Annotated in this window: 15 protein-coding genes; 5 read left to right on the top strand and 10 right to left on the bottom strand. The window is 23.9% G+C overall.

Features of this window, described 5'->3' with window-relative positions:
* Positions 1–4 precede the first annotated feature (4 nt).
* Together carB and UAR70_00670 are read left to right on the top strand one after the other, a co-directional pair.
* Positions 5–3,244 (top strand): carbamoyl-phosphate synthase large subunit, encoded by a 3,240-nt coding sequence (carB, locus tag UAR70_00675; GenBank protein ID XBC39861.1) that lies wholly within the window; start codon positions 5–7, stop codon positions 3,242–3,244.
* Positions 3,245–3,275: 31 nt separating this feature from the next.
* The gene (locus UAR70_00670) at positions 3,276–3,815 is read left to right on the top strand and encodes a dihydrofolate reductase (protein XBC39860.1); all 540 of its coding nucleotides are present in this window, start codon (positions 3,276–3,278) and stop codon (positions 3,813–3,815) included.
* Here UAR70_00670 and UAR70_00665 read toward each other — a convergent pair.
* Both UAR70_00665 and rsmA read right to left on the bottom strand, forming a co-directional pair.
* Positions 3,812–4,657: a symmetrical bis(5'-nucleosyl)-tetraphosphatase gene (locus UAR70_00665; GenBank protein XBC39859.1), complete on the bottom strand. Its 846-nt coding sequence runs from the start codon at positions 4,655–4,657 to the stop codon at positions 3,812–3,814. The genes UAR70_00670 and UAR70_00665 overlap by 4 nt on opposite strands.
* Before the next feature lie 85 nt (positions 4,658–4,742).
* Positions 4,743–5,522: a 16S rRNA (adenine(1518)-N(6)/adenine(1519)-N(6))-dimethyltransferase RsmA gene (rsmA, locus tag UAR70_00660; GenBank protein ID XBC39858.1), complete on the bottom strand. Its 780-nt coding sequence runs from the start codon at positions 5,520–5,522 to the stop codon at positions 4,743–4,745.
* A 419-nt stretch (positions 5,523–5,941) separates the two neighbouring features.
* Here rsmA and UAR70_00655 point away from each other — a divergent pair, with 419 nt between their 5' ends.
* Positions 5,942–6,703 carry a DedA family protein gene (locus UAR70_00655; GenBank protein ID XBC39857.1) on the top strand — a complete coding sequence of 254 codons (762 nt, stop codon included), beginning with the start codon at positions 5,942–5,944 and terminating at the stop codon, positions 6,701–6,703.
* Positions 6,704–6,974: 271 nt separating this feature from the next.
* On the opposite strand, the gene rplY is transcribed toward UAR70_00655, so the two are convergent.
* Both rplY and nfo read right to left on the bottom strand, forming a co-directional pair.
* Entirely contained in the window at positions 6,975–7,268 is a 294-nt protein-coding gene (rplY, locus tag UAR70_00650; protein XBC39856.1) for a 50S ribosomal protein L25, read from the bottom strand.
* Positions 7,269–7,428: 160 nt separating this feature from the next.
* The gene (nfo, locus tag UAR70_00645) at positions 7,429–8,265 is read right to left on the bottom strand and encodes a deoxyribonuclease IV (protein XBC39855.1); all 837 of its coding nucleotides are present in this window, start codon (positions 8,263–8,265) and stop codon (positions 7,429–7,431) included.
* A 284-nt stretch (positions 8,266–8,549) separates the two neighbouring features.
* Between nfo and glyQ the strand changes: the two genes are divergently transcribed.
* Positions 8,550–9,458 carry a glycine--tRNA ligase subunit alpha gene (gene glyQ / locus UAR70_00640; protein ID XBC39854.1) on the top strand — a complete coding sequence of 303 codons (909 nt, stop codon included), beginning with the start codon at positions 8,550–8,552 and terminating at the stop codon, positions 9,456–9,458.
* Positions 9,459–9,478: 20 nt separating this feature from the next.
* Positions 9,479–11,590, top strand: a complete 2,112-nt coding sequence (gene glyS, locus UAR70_00635) for a glycine--tRNA ligase subunit beta (GenBank protein ID XBC39853.1) — start codon at positions 9,479–9,481, stop codon at positions 11,588–11,590.
* Between the two features lie 327 nt (positions 11,591–11,917).
* Here the strand turns inward: glyS and yajC are convergent, their stop codons facing one another.
* The 6 genes from yajC to infC all read right to left on the bottom strand — a co-directional run bounded on the left by yajC (position 11,918) and on the right by infC (position 17,277).
* Positions 11,918–12,256: a preprotein translocase subunit YajC gene (gene yajC, locus UAR70_00630; GenBank protein XBC39852.1), complete on the bottom strand. Its 339-nt coding sequence runs from the start codon at positions 12,254–12,256 to the stop codon at positions 11,918–11,920.
* 212 nt (positions 12,257–12,468) lie between these two features.
* Positions 12,469–14,901 (bottom strand): phenylalanine--tRNA ligase subunit beta, encoded by a 2,433-nt coding sequence (pheT, locus tag UAR70_00625; protein ID XBC39851.1) that lies wholly within the window; start codon positions 14,899–14,901, stop codon positions 12,469–12,471.
* 13 nt (positions 14,902–14,914) lie between these two features.
* Positions 14,915–15,898: a phenylalanine--tRNA ligase subunit alpha gene (gene pheS / locus UAR70_00620; protein ID XBC39979.1), complete on the bottom strand. Its 984-nt coding sequence runs from the start codon at positions 15,896–15,898 to the stop codon at positions 14,915–14,917.
* A gap of 199 nt (positions 15,899–16,097) precedes the next feature.
* Positions 16,098–16,457, bottom strand: a complete 360-nt coding sequence (rplT, locus tag UAR70_00615) for a 50S ribosomal protein L20 (GenBank protein XBC39850.1) — start codon at positions 16,455–16,457, stop codon at positions 16,098–16,100.
* 39 nt (positions 16,458–16,496) lie between these two features.
* Positions 16,497–16,694, bottom strand: coding sequence for a 50S ribosomal protein L35 (gene rpmI / locus UAR70_00610; protein ID XBC39849.1), 198 nt, complete (start codon positions 16,692–16,694; stop codon positions 16,497–16,499).
* A gap of 43 nt (positions 16,695–16,737) precedes the next feature.
* Positions 16,738–17,277 carry a translation initiation factor IF-3 gene (infC, locus tag UAR70_00605; GenBank protein ID XBC39978.1) on the bottom strand — a complete coding sequence of 180 codons (540 nt, stop codon included), beginning with the start codon at positions 17,275–17,277 and terminating at the stop codon, positions 16,738–16,740.

Below are 17,277 nucleotides of genomic sequence, written 5' to 3'. Positions count from 1 at the left end.
AATAATGCCAAAACGAACTGATATTAAATCTATTTTAATTCTAGGATCTGGTCCTATTATAATCGGACAAGCATGCGAATTTGACTATTCTGGAGTGCAAGCATGCCATGCTTTAAAAAAAATAGGATATAAAATTATTCTAGTAAATTCAAATCCAGCAACAATTATGACAGATCCAGAACTAGCTGATGTAACATACATTGAACCTATTCATTGGGAAATAATAACAAAAATAATTAAAAAAGAAAGACCTAATGCTATATTACCAACCATGGGTGGGCAAACAGCTTTAAACTGTACACTAGATTTATACCATCATAATATTCTATATAATTACAACGTAGAAATCATAGGAGCTACTATTAACTCTATTAAAAAAGCAGAAGATAGAAAACTTTTTGAAAAATGCATGAAAAAAATAGGACTAAAGACTGCTAAATGTGAAATTGTTAATAATATCAAAACAGCGTATAAAGTAATTAATAAAATAGGCTTTCCTGCAATTATTCGCCCTTCGTTTACCATGGGTGGCAGCGGAGGAGGAATAGCATATAATTATGAAGAATTCACAACAATATGTAAAACAGGACTAAAAATATCTCCAACAAAAGAGTTATTAATTGATGAATCTCTAATCGGATGGAAAGAATACGAAATGGAAGTAGTTAGAGATAAACATGATAATTGTCTTGTTATATGTTCTATCGAAAATATAGATCCTATGGGAATACATACTGGTGATTCCATCACTATTACACCTGCGCAAACTTTAACCGATAAAGAATACCAAATTATGAGAAATGCATCTATTTCAATATTAAGAGAAATTGGAGTAGAAACAGGTGGAGCTAATGTACAATTTGCAATAAATCCAAAAACTGGCAAAATGATAGTCATTGAAATGAATCCTAGAGTTTCAAGATCGTCAGCATTAGCTTCAAAAGCTACTGGTGTTCCTATTGCTAAAATTTCTGCACAACTTGCTATCGGGTTAACATTAGATGAAATAAAAAATGATATGATTGGAGAAAATACTACTGCATCTTTTGAGCCATCAATAGATTATGTTGTTACTAAAATACCAAGATTTAATTTTGAAAAATTCCCAGGTTGTAACGATAGATTAACTACACAAATGAAATCTGTAGGAGAAGTAATGGCCATCGGAAGAACATTTCAAGAATCCATACAAAAAGCGATGCAAAGCTTAGAAATAGGAGTGAACGGGTTTGATTCAAAAATAAAAAATTATAATAAAAAAACACAAATTGCTAAAATTAAACGTGAATTAAAAGAAGCGGGATCAGAAAGATTATGGTATATTGCAGATGCATTCCGCATGAAAATGACAATATCTGAAATATTTCATTTAACATTAATAGACAAATGGTTTTTATTTCATATCAAAGAACTAATCGATATAGAAGAACAAATAAAAAAAATAAATATCAATTCATTGAACTATAATTACTTTAAATTTTTAAAACAAAAAGGATTTTCAGATTTAAGAATTGCTAAACTTACAAACTCTTCAGAACAACAAATTAGAAATAAAAGACATAATCTAAAACTATATCCTGTATATAAAAGAATTGACACCTGTGCAGCTGAATTTTCTAATAATACAGCATATATGTATTCAACATGGGAAGATGAATGTGAATCTAATCCTACTAACAATAAAAAAATTATTATTGTAGGAGGCGGGCCAAATAGAATTGGGCAAGGGATTGAATTTGACTACTGTTGCGTACATGCTACCCAAATATTAAAAAAAGACGGTTTCGAAACAATTATGATAAACTGCAATCCAGAAACTGTATCTACTGATTACGATATTTCAGATAGATTATATTTCGAACCAGTGACTTTAGAAAAAATTTTAGAAATTGTTAAAATAGAAAAACCATATGGAGTAATTATACAATATGGAGGACAAACACCACTAAAATTAGCTAAAGATCTAGAAAAAGAAAATGCACCTATTATAGGAACTAGTCCAAATTCTATTGATCAAGCAGAAAATAGAAAATATTTTCAAAAAATTGTATCTAAACTTAAACTCAAACAACCCTTAAATTCTACAGTCAATACTTTATACGAAGCACTTAATCAAGCAAAAAATATAAAATATCCAATTATGATTAGACCTTCTTACGTTTTAGGAGGACAATCAATGGAAATAGTAAATAATGATAGAGATTTAACCAATTACTTTCAAAATACGTTTAATAAATTTAAACAAGCTTCTATTCTGCTCGATCATTATTTAGAAGAAGCTACAGAAGTCGATGTTGATGCAATTTGCGACGGGAAAAACGTACTTATAGGAGGTATAATGGAACATATTGAACCAGCAGGAATACACTCAGGTGATTCTGCATGTTCACTTCCAGTGTATACTTTAAGCCCATCTATACAAAAAGAAATAAAATCTCAAGTAAAAAAACTAGCTATATCACTATCTGTAAAAGGGCTAATGAATGTACAATTTGCTATAAAAAATAAAGAAATCTATATTATTGAAGTTAATCCTAGAGCTTCTAGAACCATTCCTTTTGTATCCAAAGCTACTGGATTACCTCTTGCAAAAATTGCTGCTAGAGTAATGATAGGAAAAACTTTAATCGAACAAAATTATGTACACGAAATCACACCATCTTTCTATTCAGTTAAAGAAGTTGTATTACCATTTAATAAATTTTATGGAGTAGTACCTACCTTAGGTCCAGAAATGAAATCAACCGGGGAAGTAATGGGAATCGGAAAAAATTTTCAAGATGCATTTTCAAAAGCAATGTTAGGTGCACAAATTGATATGAAAAGATCTGGAAGAGTATTAATATCTGTTAAAGACAATGATAAAAATAAAATTATTCCATTAGCAATTAAACTAAAACAAAATGGATTCAAATTAGATGCAACTAATGGAACCGCTATAAAATTAATTAACTCTGGAATATCTGTTCGAAAAGTAAATAAAGTACATGAAGGAAGATTAAACGTACTAGATAGATTAAAAAATAACGAATATGTGTATATTATTCACACTACAAATTCTAAACAGACACTTCATGATTCAAAAGTTATCTATTATATCGCTATTCAAAACCACATTCACTATGACACTACCATAAACGGAGCACATGCAACAATCATGGCTATAACTACCAATCCAAAAAAATACATTACATCTCTACAAGACATGCATAAAACACAAAAAAAAATAAAAAATAATTTATAAACTTAATTTATAAAAATTTTTTCAAATCAATATGAAAAAAAAAGACTTAGATGCTTATCTACTTAAAAATATGAATATCAGTATTATTGTAGCTATGTCACAAAATTCTATTATCGGAAAAAAAAACAAAATACCATGGTACATAAAACAAGACTTACTTTGGTTTAAAAAAAACACAATAGGAAAAACTATTATTATGGGAAGAAAAACTTGGGAATCTATTGGTTTTGCTTTGCCTATGCGCCAAAACATAGTTTTAACCAGAAAAAAAAATTTTGTTAAAAAAAATGTTTTATTCACAAATTCTATAGACTCAGCTGTTAAATCTGCTGAATATAAAAAAGAAATTATGATTATTGGTGGAAGTAACCTATATAAACAAATGCTTCCATTTTCAAATAAACTATATCTTACAAAAATAAAAAAAGATTTTTCAGGTGATAAACACTTTCCTAAGTATAATATAAAAGAATGGAAAAAAATTTTTAAAAAAAATACTAAAGAATATGATCAAAAAAATAATCTGTATATCGTAAAATATGAAATTTTAAAAAAAATCAAAAATATTTAACTATTAACTTGATATTTTTCACGAAACCATGTCTTATCTTCTAATCTAAACATACTCAATGTACCACCCCAACAACATCCAGTGTCTAATGAAATAATATTGCTAGACAAAAAATCTTCTTCTAAAGAAGCCCAATGCCCAAAAAAAACTGAATAATCATTCAAAGATTCGTTGTTAATAGAAAACCAAGGTAATAAAGGCAAAGTATCCTTAGATGGAGATTTTTTACATAACATATCTAAATTTTTATCAGGACGACAATAACGCATTCGCGTAAATACCTTCAATGCAAAACTTAAATCTTTTAATTCTTTAATTCTTGATAAATTACTATATTTATAAAAATCATCTCTCTTAATGTCATTAATACTATACAATGTATTTAAAAATATGTCATAATTTTTATTAAATAAAATCATCTCTATTTTTTTTGAATAATATATAGATTTTTTAATACTCCAAAATGGATATATTCCTGCGTGAACCATAATTATTTTTTTTTCTTGATCAACTATTAACAATGGTTGTCGTCTTAACCAATAAATTAAATCATGAATATCTTCAGATTTTAATAAATTTTTCATTATAGTATTAAGTTTTTTATTTTTTTTAATATTTTTATATAACAAAATTAAATTCAAATCATGATTACCTAATACAACTTTTGCACTATCACCTAAAGAAATAACTAAACGTAATACCTCTAAAGAGTAAGGTCCTCTATTGATTAAATCTCCAGTTAACCATAAAACATCGCTACCAACATTAAAAGATACTTTTTCCAATAAACTAATTAATTCATTAAAACAACCATGAACATCACCCACTAAATATGTACTCATAATTCTATAAACCTGTAATTTTAATAATTTTTAAAAAATGATATTTTAAAATAATTTATACAATATAAAATTATAAAATATTATACTATTTAGTTCTAATAATATTTGACAATAAACAATATTGTTCTAATGACAAATCTTCAGCTCTAAGATTAGGATTTATACTAAACTTTTGTAATGCATCAATGTCAAACAAAGAAGATAAACTATTTTTTATCTTTTTTCTTCTTTGACTAAATGCTAATTTAGTTATATAACTTAAAATATTAATATCTTTAACATAAAATTTTTTTATTCTACAGGGTATTAACCTTACTAGTGTAGAAAAAACATTAGGTTTTGGATAAAAAGAATCTGGAGAAATGTTAAATAACCATTGTACAGTAAAATAATATTGAGTAATAATACTTAAACAACCATAACTTTTAGTGCCAGGTATAGCTAATAATCTATCAGCTACTTCTTTTTGAAACATAAAATGAATATCTATAATCTTATCACTAAACTGAAATAAATAAATTAATAATGAAACAGAAATATTATATGGTAAATTTCCAATCATACGAATTTTTTTGTCAGAATAACGAGTCAAATTAAAAAAATCAAATTTTAATGCGTCATTTATAAATACTTTTACGTTATCAAGATTATTAAATAACTTAGAACCTAATTTTTTATCATATTCTATGACAACCAATTGTTTTAATATGTTACAAATAGGATAAGTTAATGCACCCAATCCAGGTCCAATTTCTACCATAAAATCATATTTTTTAGGACAAATACTACTAATTATTTTATCAATAATTTTAGAATCTATTAAAAAATTTTGACCTAATTTACTATTATAAAAAAAATTATGCATTCTAGTTATATTCATAAATATAAAATAAAAAATTCAAAATATTCTAATTAAACCTATTTTTATTAATATATAATTCTTATTGCAAACACAGTTATCATCTAAATTATAATACTAAAAATCTATTATACCAAATTTTTATAAAATTTGCACATAATACTTTCTTTATATTAAATTTTATATTATTCAAATCAAAATAAAAAAATGTATTTACATATCCATAATATAATTATATCAAATGTTTTTTAAAAATAATTCTTAACAAAAAATCAATAATACTTCATTATCAATAATTTTTTAAAAATTACTAAATAAAAAAGCATGATATAAAACTAAATATTTTATATATTATACATAATAAATGTAAACACTCCAAAACAATAATTTAAACAAAATATGTTTTATAAATAAAATGAGAAAATATGGAAGCGTGGTTGGTTTATTTAATAAAAAAATCTATGACACATGCTTTATTGATAATAACAATAATAAGCTTTTTAGAATCACTGGCATTAATAGGATTAATTTTACCTGGAATAGTTTTTATGTCTATTTTAGGCACATTTATAGGAAATGGAACACTGAAATTATATCCAGCATGGATATCAGGAATAATAGGTTGTATGTTTGGAGATTGGATATCTTATTATTTAGGATGGAAATTTAAAAAATATTTAAAAAAAGTTTCTTTATTAAAAAAAAATAACATTGTTTTAAATAGAACTAAAAATACATTAAAAAAATACCCTATGTCTACAATATTTATAGGAAGATTTATAGGACCAATAAGACCATTAATCCCTATGGTTTGTGGAATGCTAAATATATCATTAAAAAAATTTATTCTTCCTAATATAATAGGATGCATACTATGGCCACCAATATATTTTTTACCTGGAATATTTGCTGGAATAGCCATAAACACCACTATTAACTACAATATAGAAACATATTTAAAATTACAATTTTTTTCTTCCATATTATTTATATGGTTAGGAATATTTTTATTATGGAAATATATAGAAAAAAAATCTGATTTAAAGAAAAAAAGTATATTTTATATACATTTTTTATTTTTTCCAATAATGTTTTTATCTATTGGAATCATAGTTATGATTTATATTCAATATAATCCAAAAATCATTCTTATTAGACAACTACTGTGGGATATATTTATTAAATAGCCATAAATTAATCACCATATATTACATTTGTATTATCTATATTACAAAAATAAATTTTTATTTTATAAATAATAAAAATAATTTTTATCTAAACTATGTAATTCTGTTAAATAAATTATTCTCGGCACGAAAGAATTCGAACTTCTTGGCTACTGACACCCCATATCAGTATGCTACTATACTGCGCTACGTGCCGAAATATATCTATTGTATCTTTCTAAAACATTAGAAATATACTAACATTATTTTTATACATAAACTGCTATATTTATCAAGAAGATATCCTTAAAAAATCAATATGTAAAATCTTAGATTTAAACACATGCCTTTGAATAGTTTTGATTTGAACTATACATTCAATATCATTAATAACCAATAAAATTTTTGTTTTATAAAGATCAATTTTCTTTATTTCCATATTTAAAAAAACATACTGTTCTAATTCAATGGCTAAATTAGGTTTAGAAGAACAGTATACTATAGCAGGAAACTTATCTCTTAAACGCAAATTTCTACTAGCATTAGTACCAAATTTTATACGCTTAGTTCCATAAATAGTTAACATAATTTACTCAATATTACCAAAAATAGAATTTTATTAAACAATTTACTACAAATAAAATAAAATTAAAACACTTTTAAATATTTAAAAAATATAAAACTTTATAAAATCACTCTAACAAAAAATACTAAAAAACTAATGTTTTCTAAAATTATTAAAAACGTTATAAAGATTTTATCCAATCTATTTCTTCCTGCCATAAAGAATGATTTGTTGTTTCTAAAATCATTGGAAAAATTTTATAATTAATATTTTTAATAATCCAACTAAATACTAATTTTCCAATATATCCGTATCCTAAATTATGATGTCGATCAACTCGACTATTTTTTTTTGTTTTAGAATCATTAATATGCATACCAGATAAATAATTCAATCCAACAATTTGATCAAATTTTTTAAATGTTTTACTACATTCTGATTCAGTATTGAGATCATATCCAGCTGAATATAAATGACAAGTATCTAAACAAACTCCTATTCGAGTCTTATCTTCAATTCGATAAATGATATCTGCTAAATGCTCAAAGCAATATCCTACATTTGAACCCTGTCCAGCTGTATTTTCAATGACTAGTTTTATTCCAGTTGTATTTTCTAAAGCAAAATTAATTGAATCTGAAATTCTCTTTAAACAAGACTGTTCATCTATTCGTTTCAAATGACTACCTGGATGGAAATTCAAAAGAGATAAACCTAGCTTTCTACAATTAACTATTTCATTTATAAAAAATAATCTAGATTTATTTAAATAATCATTAGATGGATGACCTAAATTAACTAAATAACTACTATGAGGTAAAATCTGATTAGAAAAATATTGAAAATATGTGCATAAAAATACAAACTTTTTAATTTCTAAATTATCAAAGTTAACTAACTTCCATCTTAAAGGACTTCCTAAAAAAAATGAAAAAGCTGTTGCACCTAATTTATTAGCTCTATAAACAACTTGATCTAATCCTCCTACAATACTAAGATGAGGACCTATATATTTCATTGTATTTCCTATATATAAAAATTTTTATATAGAAATATAAAAGTTTACATTTACAAATCCTAAAAAAAAACTAAAAAAATGTATTATATTTATAATATATTATATTAAAATAATTTATATTTATACAAATATAAGTAACCTATATCTAAAAAATACAACATATTAATACTTATGAATAACTTAAAATTGCAAGTAATCACTAAAATTATATACTAGTTTACTATATAAAATTTATAGCTAAAAATCAATCATACATTATCTTACAAAAATTAAAATAGGTAAAAATGAAAAGTTTTAAAACGTTTTATGAAATCATCTGCGTATTAAAAAAATACTGGAAACAACAAAATTGTGTTATTCTTCAAGCATTAGATATATCTGTAGGAGCTGGAACCTTTCATCCAAAAACTTTTTTTGGAACAATTGGATCCACACCTATTTCATTAGCATACGTACAATCCTCTAGAAGACCTTCAGATGGTCGATACGGAAAAAATCCATATCGATTACAACACTATTATCAATTCCAAGTTATTATAAAACCAGCTCCAAAAAATATTAAAGAACTATATCTAAATTCGTTAAAAATGCTTAATATAGATTTTAAAAACAACGATATAAGATTTATAGAAGATAATTGGGAAAATCCAACATTAGGAGCATGGGGAAAAGGATGGGAAATTTGGTTAAATGGTATGGAAATTACACAATTCACCTATTTTCAACAAGTTGGAGGAATAGATTGTGATCCAATTACTGCTGAAATTACATATGGACTAGAAAGACTTACTATGTATATACAAAATAAAACAAACATCTATGACATTGTTTGGAATAGTAATACTAAAAATGAAAATTCAATGATTATTACGTACGGTGATTTATTTCTAAATAATGAAATTGAAAATTCCCTATATAACTTTGAATATTCTAATTCTAATTTACATTTTGAATTATTTCAAAAATATTTAGAAGAAGCGAATAGAATTATAAATTTAACCGATAACTTAATAATACCTGCATATGAAAATCTATTATATGCCATACATTATTTTAATTTACTAGACGCAAAAAAACATTTTTTCACTACACAAAGACAAAAACACATCTTAAAAATAAGAAATCTATCTAAAAAAATAGCAACAAGTTATTATATTAAAAATAAAATAAAATTTATTACTCCGACATCTTAATATACAAAACAGGAAAATACATGAAACAAAATTTTTTAATTGAAATTGAAACAGAAGAATTACCACCAAAAGATTTAAAAAACACTGCTATATCTTTTAAAAAACAAATAATTAAATACACAAAAATATACAATCTTTTGTATAAAAAAATAAATTGGTTTGCTACACCTAGAAGAATTGCAATACTTCTTAAAAATATACATATAGATATTAAAAAAAAAATATACATAACACATAAAGGACCATTAATTACACATGCATTTGATAAATTTGGACAATCAACATCTATTACAAATCATTGGATGAAAAAACTTAACATAACTATAGATCAAACTCAAAATATAAAATCAAAAAATCATGAATGGATTACATATATTCAAGAAATAAAACATGCAAACATTGAAAAAATACTTAACGAAATATGTTTACTGTCTATCAAAAATATTCCTATTTCTAATCCTATGAAATGGAATTCTAAAAATATTCAATTTTCTAGACCGATTAGAAATATAATTATGTTATTAAATGATAAAGTCATAAAAAGTAAAATATTAGGTCTAAAAACAAATAGGCTATTATCTGGACATACTTTTATGACTGAAAAAAAAATTATATTAAGTCATGCTAATGAATATTCTTTAACACTATTAACATCAGGAAAAATTATTGCAGACTATAATATTCGAAAAAATAAAATAAAAGAAGAAACTACTATAATTGCTAAATCAATCAATGGGATTTTAAAAATAAACGAAACACTATTAGAAGAAATAACATCCTTAGTAGAATGGCCTACAATACTTGTAGGAACATTTAATATAAAATTCTTAAATCTTCCTAATGAAATATTAGCATCTATTTTAGAGAAAAAACAAAAATGCTTTCCTATATATAATAAAAATAAAAAAAATCTCTTAAATTTCTTTATTATTGTTTCTAATATCGAAACTCATACCCCTAAAAATATTATTTTAGGATACGAACAAATAATCAATACTCAATTTTCCGATGTAAAATATTTTTTTAAAAAAGATACACAAATAAAATTAATAGATTATATTCCACTATTAAAACAAGTTATATTTTACGATGATTTAGGAAACATGTTTGAAAAAACCAATAGAATAAAAAAACTAGTTACTTGGATTTCAAAATATACAAACGCTAATTTAGAATATTGCATTCAAGCAGCAAAGTTATCTAAATGTGACTTAGTAACTAATATGGCATTTGAATTTCCAGAATATTCAGGAATAATAGGAATGTACTATGCATTATATCATTCTATACCTAAAGAAATTTCAATAGCCATCAAAGAACAATATAATCCTAGATTTTCAAAAGATATTTTACCATCTCACCCAGTCTCATACTCATTAGCATTGGCAGACAAAATAGACACATTAGTTGGAATATTTCATATTTATCATAACGACTATGACAAAATCAGCGAGAAAGATCCATTTGCATTAAGACGTTTAGCTATTGGAATATTACGTATTATTACAAAAAAAAATTTAAATATAAATTTATATAAATTATTAAACCAATCTTTTGAAATATATAATATATTATCTAATGACTTAATTAAAAAAAACTTAATACAAAAAATAATACCATTCATACTTAATAAAATATTTACTATATACGAAAAAAGAACATATGACCATTCTATTATTAAATCAATACTGATGAATAATCCCGAAAAATTAATTTATATAAATTATAAAATAAAAGCAATGTCTTATATCTTAAAAAACCATCCAGATACTATCATAAGTATCATACATACTAACAAACGTATTAATAATATACTAAAAAACACTCATACAACATTATTTCAAGATATAAAACCCGAGTTATTACAACAATATGAAGAAAATCAATTAATAGAAAAACTAAAATTTCTTACTCAAAAAAATAATCTTTTAGATTCAAAAGAAAAATATATATTCATGCTATTTCAGCTACAAAAATTATGTGTCCATATTAACAACTTTTTTAATAACGTTAAAATTAATCATGAAAATATTGACATTAAAATTAATCGACTAACATTATTAAAAAAAATAAAAAATTTATTCCTTATCATCTCAAATTTTTCTGACTTAAATTTAAAACTATCTAAATGAATTCCTTAAAAACTATTCATAAAAAACAAATAGAAAAGTTAATCTTAATATACTAACAATCTCTATATATTAACCATATTATCTAAAAATTTATAACATAAACACTAATACTAAACTATAAATTAAAAATACTAAACGTCACACAAATATCCATAGAATTAACTATAATTCATACTAAATTTAAATTATATTGAAATTCAAAATCTAAAAATAAAATTAACCAAAAATTCAACATAGTTAAATTTTATTAATGAATAAATAAATGAAATATCTTAAACATATGCATGTAAAAAATTTATTTATAAACACTAGAAATTAAAATTTAATTTATTCCATACTCTTTAATGTGCCCTTAGGAAAAACAGAAGTAATAAAATTAGATTTAACAAATACTCTAACATTATTATTCAATTCCAACATAATATAATCTGTTTTAGTAATTTTAACTACTTTTCCTATAAATCCACTAGAAGTAAGAACTTCATCACCATAAGTAAGAGAACTAATTAATTTTTGATGTTCCTGCATTTTTTTTCTTTGAGGGCGAAAAATCATAAAATAAAAAATTAATAAAAAGACTATTAACATAAATATAAGAGAATGTGTATTACTATTAGAAATAACACTGCTATTTCCAGCATATACCTTAGAAATAAAATTATTCATTATTGCTCCTAGAATTTAAAAATATTAAAATTATTTATGTTAAAACATTAAATATATCAAAATATATAAAATTTAATAAAAATTTAATAATGTCAAATATAAATTTTTTCTATAAAAAAATCAAACATGTATTTTGTAAATAAATGTAATAATTATTAAAAATAAAATATTTTTTAACTAATATATAAATAAAAATAGTTTCCCTTAAAATATTATTTTTTGGTTAAATAATATTTTTTGTCTCTCAATATTGCATTAAAATTCAATTTAAGAACTGAAATACATTCATTTAATAAATTAGAAATTAAATTTTCTGATAAAGTTTTTTCAGTATTTCCAAATACAAAATTTAAAGTTATACTTTTTTTACCTAAACCTATTTTTTCTCCACGAAATATATCAAATATTTTTACTTCTAAAATTTCATTTAATGAAACATTTCTACTTATCTTTAAAATGTCACTCGCTGATATTGATTCATCTACAATAATGGAAATATCTCTCGAACTAACTGGATATTCAGAAATATTCTCTATTCTATGTTCTGGAACATTTTTTATCCTATTCCAATTTAATTCAAATAAAATAGTAGTATATTTCAAATCTAATTTTTTTGAAACAATAGGATCAAGGACTCCAATCGCACCAATTTTTTGTTGTTCTAAATAAATAGCAGCACTTTGTTCTGAACACAATCCTGAACAAACTTCTTTTTTAAATGTTATAGCTTCTACTCTACCTAATAATTGAATTATTAACTCTAAATCTTCTTTTAAATCATAAAATTCAAAAACTTGATTATCATACCTCCAATGTTTATCATTTTTATAACCACTAACTACACCAGACAAACATAAACTTTGCCTTACACCTAAATATTCATCACTCTTTTCTTCAAAACATAAACCACTCTCAAAAAAACGCATAATTTTTTCTTGACGATTTTGATTATACAAAACACTAGATAATAATCCATTCCACAACGATAAACGCATAGATGACATATTTTTTGAAATAGGATTAGACAATAACAACATTTTCTTTTCAGAAAATAATAATCTTTGAATATTTGGATCTACAAATCCATAAGTAATAACTTCATTATACCCTAAACCTGTTAAAAATAATTTAACTCTATTTAAACATTCATATGAAATGGTATTATTAAAATCAATTACATTGTTATGACTGGTTAATAATTCTAAAGCAGGAAGATGATAATAACCAAAAATACGAATCAATTCACCAATTATATCTTCCTCAACTTTTATATCAAACTTCCAACTAGGGGGAAAAACTATCCAGCATTCTTTTTTACTTTCTACCATATAACCTAATTGTAATAAATATTTTTTTACTAAGCTAGAAGAAATAGCTCCTTTAAGATATTTAAACAAAGTATTCTTAAACAAAATAATCTTTATTCGATAAAAATTATTCTCCAATAATCCAGTAGAAGTAATATCTCCAGCATCACCACCACATATTTTTAAAATCAAATGTGTTATATAGTTCAAAGTCTTTAATTGAATACTCGGATCAACTCCTCTTTCATAATATTCTGTAAACTGATTTCTATATCCAAAATCAAAAGATAAATTTTTATCAGTACATAATAAAGAAGAATTAAATACAGAATATCCCAAAAATATATTTTTATCTTTACAAGATATTTTCGAATGATAAGACTGAACATGATTACCTAATACTAATATTTTTTCGTAATCAGATATTACTATCGCACGTTCATCTAAAAAAAATTCTTTTCTATCTTCATCATAAAAACTCTCACCTAATTTAGCCTGTCTAATTAATAAAGGATTTAAAACATCATTAATACTAAATGCAAAAATCGGTTGACCTAACTCTATTAATACATAATTTACAATATCTAAAACAACATTTTTAGAATTAATAGAAGAACGTCTTAATCGTTCTAATATCCAAATAGGAGTTTGTTTATTTAAATTTACATTTTTTATAATTCGACCACAAAAATAAATGCAAATATCAGGTATATTAATTAATATCCTAAATTTATCCGGAATAGTTACATTAATATGATATTTTTTCAATATAGGTAAATTAAAATTATTTAAAGCTAAAATATCCCTAGCAATTCCTAAAATACTTATTCCATCAGCGCGATTTGGTGTACTGCTAACTTTAATAATATTATCATTCTCAAATGATAAAAACTCACATAAATCAATACCCACAGAAATCTCAGAAGATATTTCAATAATACTATTTTTTATATTTAACATCCCTAAATCTTCAAAAGAACAGACCATACCTTCTGAAGTTTTATCTAAAAATTTTAAAAAATCAATAGATTTATTATCAAATAATTTAGAATCTTTTGTTGCTATAGCTAATTTCATTCCACATGAAAAACTAATATTATTAGAAGATATAACAAAAATAACTTTATCCTTTGAAATCTTTATTCTTAAAAAAATTATTTTATGAGGAATACTAATATATTCACATTCTATTACTTCTCCTACAACAATTTTTTCAAAAATTTTTGATACTTTTTTAGTCCTTTCTATTTCTATACCAGATTCAGTAATTTGATCATAGAATTTATCATCAATAGCCATCCCAAGCCATTCTGATAACCAATTTTCACTAAATTCCATTGTAAATACTCGTTTATTTAAATTGTTTAAGAAATTTTAAATTATTATCAAAAAAAACCCGAATATCGGGTATTCCATAATATAACATTGCAATTCTTTCCACACCCATTCCAAAAGCAAAACCAGAATACTTTTTAACACTTATGTTAGAATTAAATAAAACTTTTGGATGAATCATACCACAACCTAAAATTTCTAACCATTTTTTATTATTTCCTAATATATCAACTTCAGTAGATAATACAGTAAAAGGAAAATATGAAGCTCTAAATCTAATTCTGATTTTATTTCCAAAAAAATATTTTAAAAATTCTTCAATAATCCACTTTAAATTAAGAAAATTTATACTAGAGTCAACTACTAATCCTTCAATTTGATGAAACATCGGTGTGTGAGTAATATCATGGTCATTACGATATACTTTTCCAGGGGTAATAATTCTAATAGGAATTTTCTCATTTTTCATGATTCTCACTTGCATATTAGAAGTTTGAGTTCTAAGTAAACGAATTGAATCAAACCAAAAAGTATCATGAGTTGTTCTAGCCGGATGATGTTTAGGAATATTTAAAGCATCAAAATTATGATATTCATCATCTATTTCAGGTCCTTCTATAATTGAAAATCCTAATTTTATAAAAAATTTTTCTATTTTATTCATAACTAATGTTAAAGGATGTAATGTTCCAATATCATTTCTACGACATATTAAAGATACATCTATATTATTAGAATTTTTAAAATTACAAGACATCATAGATTCTATTTTTTTTTTATATAAATCAAATTCAATATTTAACTCTGACTTAAATTTATTAAACATTTTACAATATCTCTTATCACCATTATAAATAGCATAAGATATTTTCAATATTTTAGAAAAAAAATAACTTGGTTTTTTTAAATATTTATTACGTAATAAATTTAACTCTTGTATAGTAGTGACATTACGTATTTTAGTCTTAATAAATTTAATATACTCGTCTATCTCACACATCATGTATATTCTCCTATAAACTTTTTTTAATAATTAAATTTATACCTAATATCTTAAATGCTAAAAAGCCTCCAAGTAGGAGGCTTAAAATTCATTTATTTCAGATCTTAAAAAAATACATTTTATAATCAACATTGCAATTTATATATTTCGATAATTATTCGTTAAATAATCAATTTTAAACTCAAAATTAATAAAATTATATTTTTAAAGAATTTTTAGCACTACGTACTAATAAAGAAAAAGTTAAACTATCAGAAATTGCCAAGTGTGATAACATCTTTCTATCAATGTTTATGAACGATTTTTTTAATCCATACATAAATTTACTATAAGAAATTTGATTTTCGCGAACAGCAGCATTTATTCTAGCTATCCATAGTTTTCTAAAAAAGCGTTTACGCTGACGACGATCTCTATAAGAATATTGTCCTGCTTTTATTACTGCTTGATATGCTGATCTATATGTTCGAGATCTAGCACCATAATAACCTTTAGACTGATTTAAAGTTTTTTTATGACGAGCTCTAGCAGTTACACCTCTCTTAATATGAGTCATAATATTTCTCTATGTTCTATAAACTAAAAATAATTAAGTTTATAAATAAGGTAAAAACAAACGTACCTTTTCAACATCTGAGTGTGAAACTATTAATTTAGAACGCAAATGTCGCTTATAATGAGTACTTTTTTTTGTCAAAATATGTCGTAAATTAGCTTGTTTTCTTTTGAATTTATTCAATGCAGTTTTCTTAAAACGTTTGGCTGCACTTCTTAAAGTTTTGATTTTAGGCATATTAATATTCCAAAATAAATCAAAATTTACTAAAATATAAAATTTACTTTTTTTTAGATACCAAAGTCATAATCATTTGACGACCTTCAATCCTAGAAGGAAAATATTCTACAGAAGCTAATTCATGTAAATCCTTTTGTATTCTATTTAAAACATCAAAACCTATTTTTTGATGCGCCATTTCACGTCCACGAAAACGTAAAGTAACTTTTACTTTATCTCCATCTTCTAAAAATCGAATTAAATTACGAAGTTTTACACGATAATCTCCTTCATCAGTACTAGGTCTAAATTTAATTTCTTTTATATGCCTTACTTTTTGTTTTTTTCGTTGTTCTTTTAAAGATTTACTTTTTTTATACAAAAATTTTCCATAATTCATAATGCGACATACTTTAGGAATAGAATTTGGACTAATTTCTACTAAATCCAAGCCTTCCTCTTCAGCTTTATTTAACGCATACTCCAAAGTAACAATACCAATTTGATTTCCCTTTGAATCAGTAAGACGTACTTGTTCTGCACGAATTTCATGATTAAGCTTATTAGGTCTTGTTATTTGTGTTTTTTTTCCACCTTTTAT

This window comes from Buchnera aphidicola (Chaetogeoica yunlongensis) (assembly GCA_039829965.1).
Lineage (GTDB): Bacteria > Pseudomonadota > Gammaproteobacteria > Enterobacterales > Enterobacteriaceae > Buchnera_B > Buchnera_B aphidicola_BA.
Note: the sequence above shows the minus strand (reverse complement) of the source record. Positions and strands in the feature narration are given on the sequence as shown.

Coding starts and splice junctions, on each gene's coding strand:
- carB (XBC39861.1), top strand. CDS start 5: ATGCCAAAACGAACTGATATTAAATCTATTTTAATTCTAGGATCTGGT.
- UAR70_00670 (XBC39860.1), top strand. CDS start 3,276: ATGAAAAAAAAAGACTTAGATGCTTATCTACTTAAAAATATGAATATC.
- UAR70_00665 (XBC39859.1), bottom strand. CDS start 4,657: ATGAGTACATATTTAGTGGGTGATGTTCATGGTTGTTTTAATGAATTA.
- rsmA (XBC39858.1), bottom strand. CDS start 5,522: ATGCATAATTTTTTTTATAATAGTAAATTAGGTCAAAATTTTTTAATA.
- UAR70_00655 (XBC39857.1), top strand. CDS start 5,942: ATGGAAGCGTGGTTGGTTTATTTAATAAAAAAATCTATGACACATGCT.
- rplY (XBC39856.1), bottom strand. CDS start 7,268: ATGTTAACTATTTATGGAACTAAGCGTATAAAATTTGGTACTAATGCT.
- nfo (XBC39855.1), bottom strand. CDS start 8,265: ATGAAATATATAGGTCCTCATCTTAGTATTGTAGGAGGATTAGATCAA.
- glyQ (XBC39854.1), top strand. CDS start 8,550: ATGAAAAGTTTTAAAACGTTTTATGAAATCATCTGCGTATTAAAAAAA.
- glyS (XBC39853.1), top strand. CDS start 9,479: ATGAAACAAAATTTTTTAATTGAAATTGAAACAGAAGAATTACCACCA.
- yajC (XBC39852.1), bottom strand. CDS start 12,256: ATGAATAATTTTATTTCTAAGGTATATGCTGGAAATAGCAGTGTTATT.
- pheT (XBC39851.1), bottom strand. CDS start 14,901: ATGGAATTTAGTGAAAATTGGTTATCAGAATGGCTTGGGATGGCTATT.
- pheS (XBC39979.1), bottom strand. CDS start 15,898: ATGTGTGAGATAGACGAGTATATTAAATTTATTAAGACTAAAATACGT.
- rplT (XBC39850.1), bottom strand. CDS start 16,457: ATGACTCATATTAAGAGAGGTGTAACTGCTAGAGCTCGTCATAAAAAA.
- rpmI (XBC39849.1), bottom strand. CDS start 16,694: ATGCCTAAAATCAAAACTTTAAGAAGTGCAGCCAAACGTTTTAAGAAA.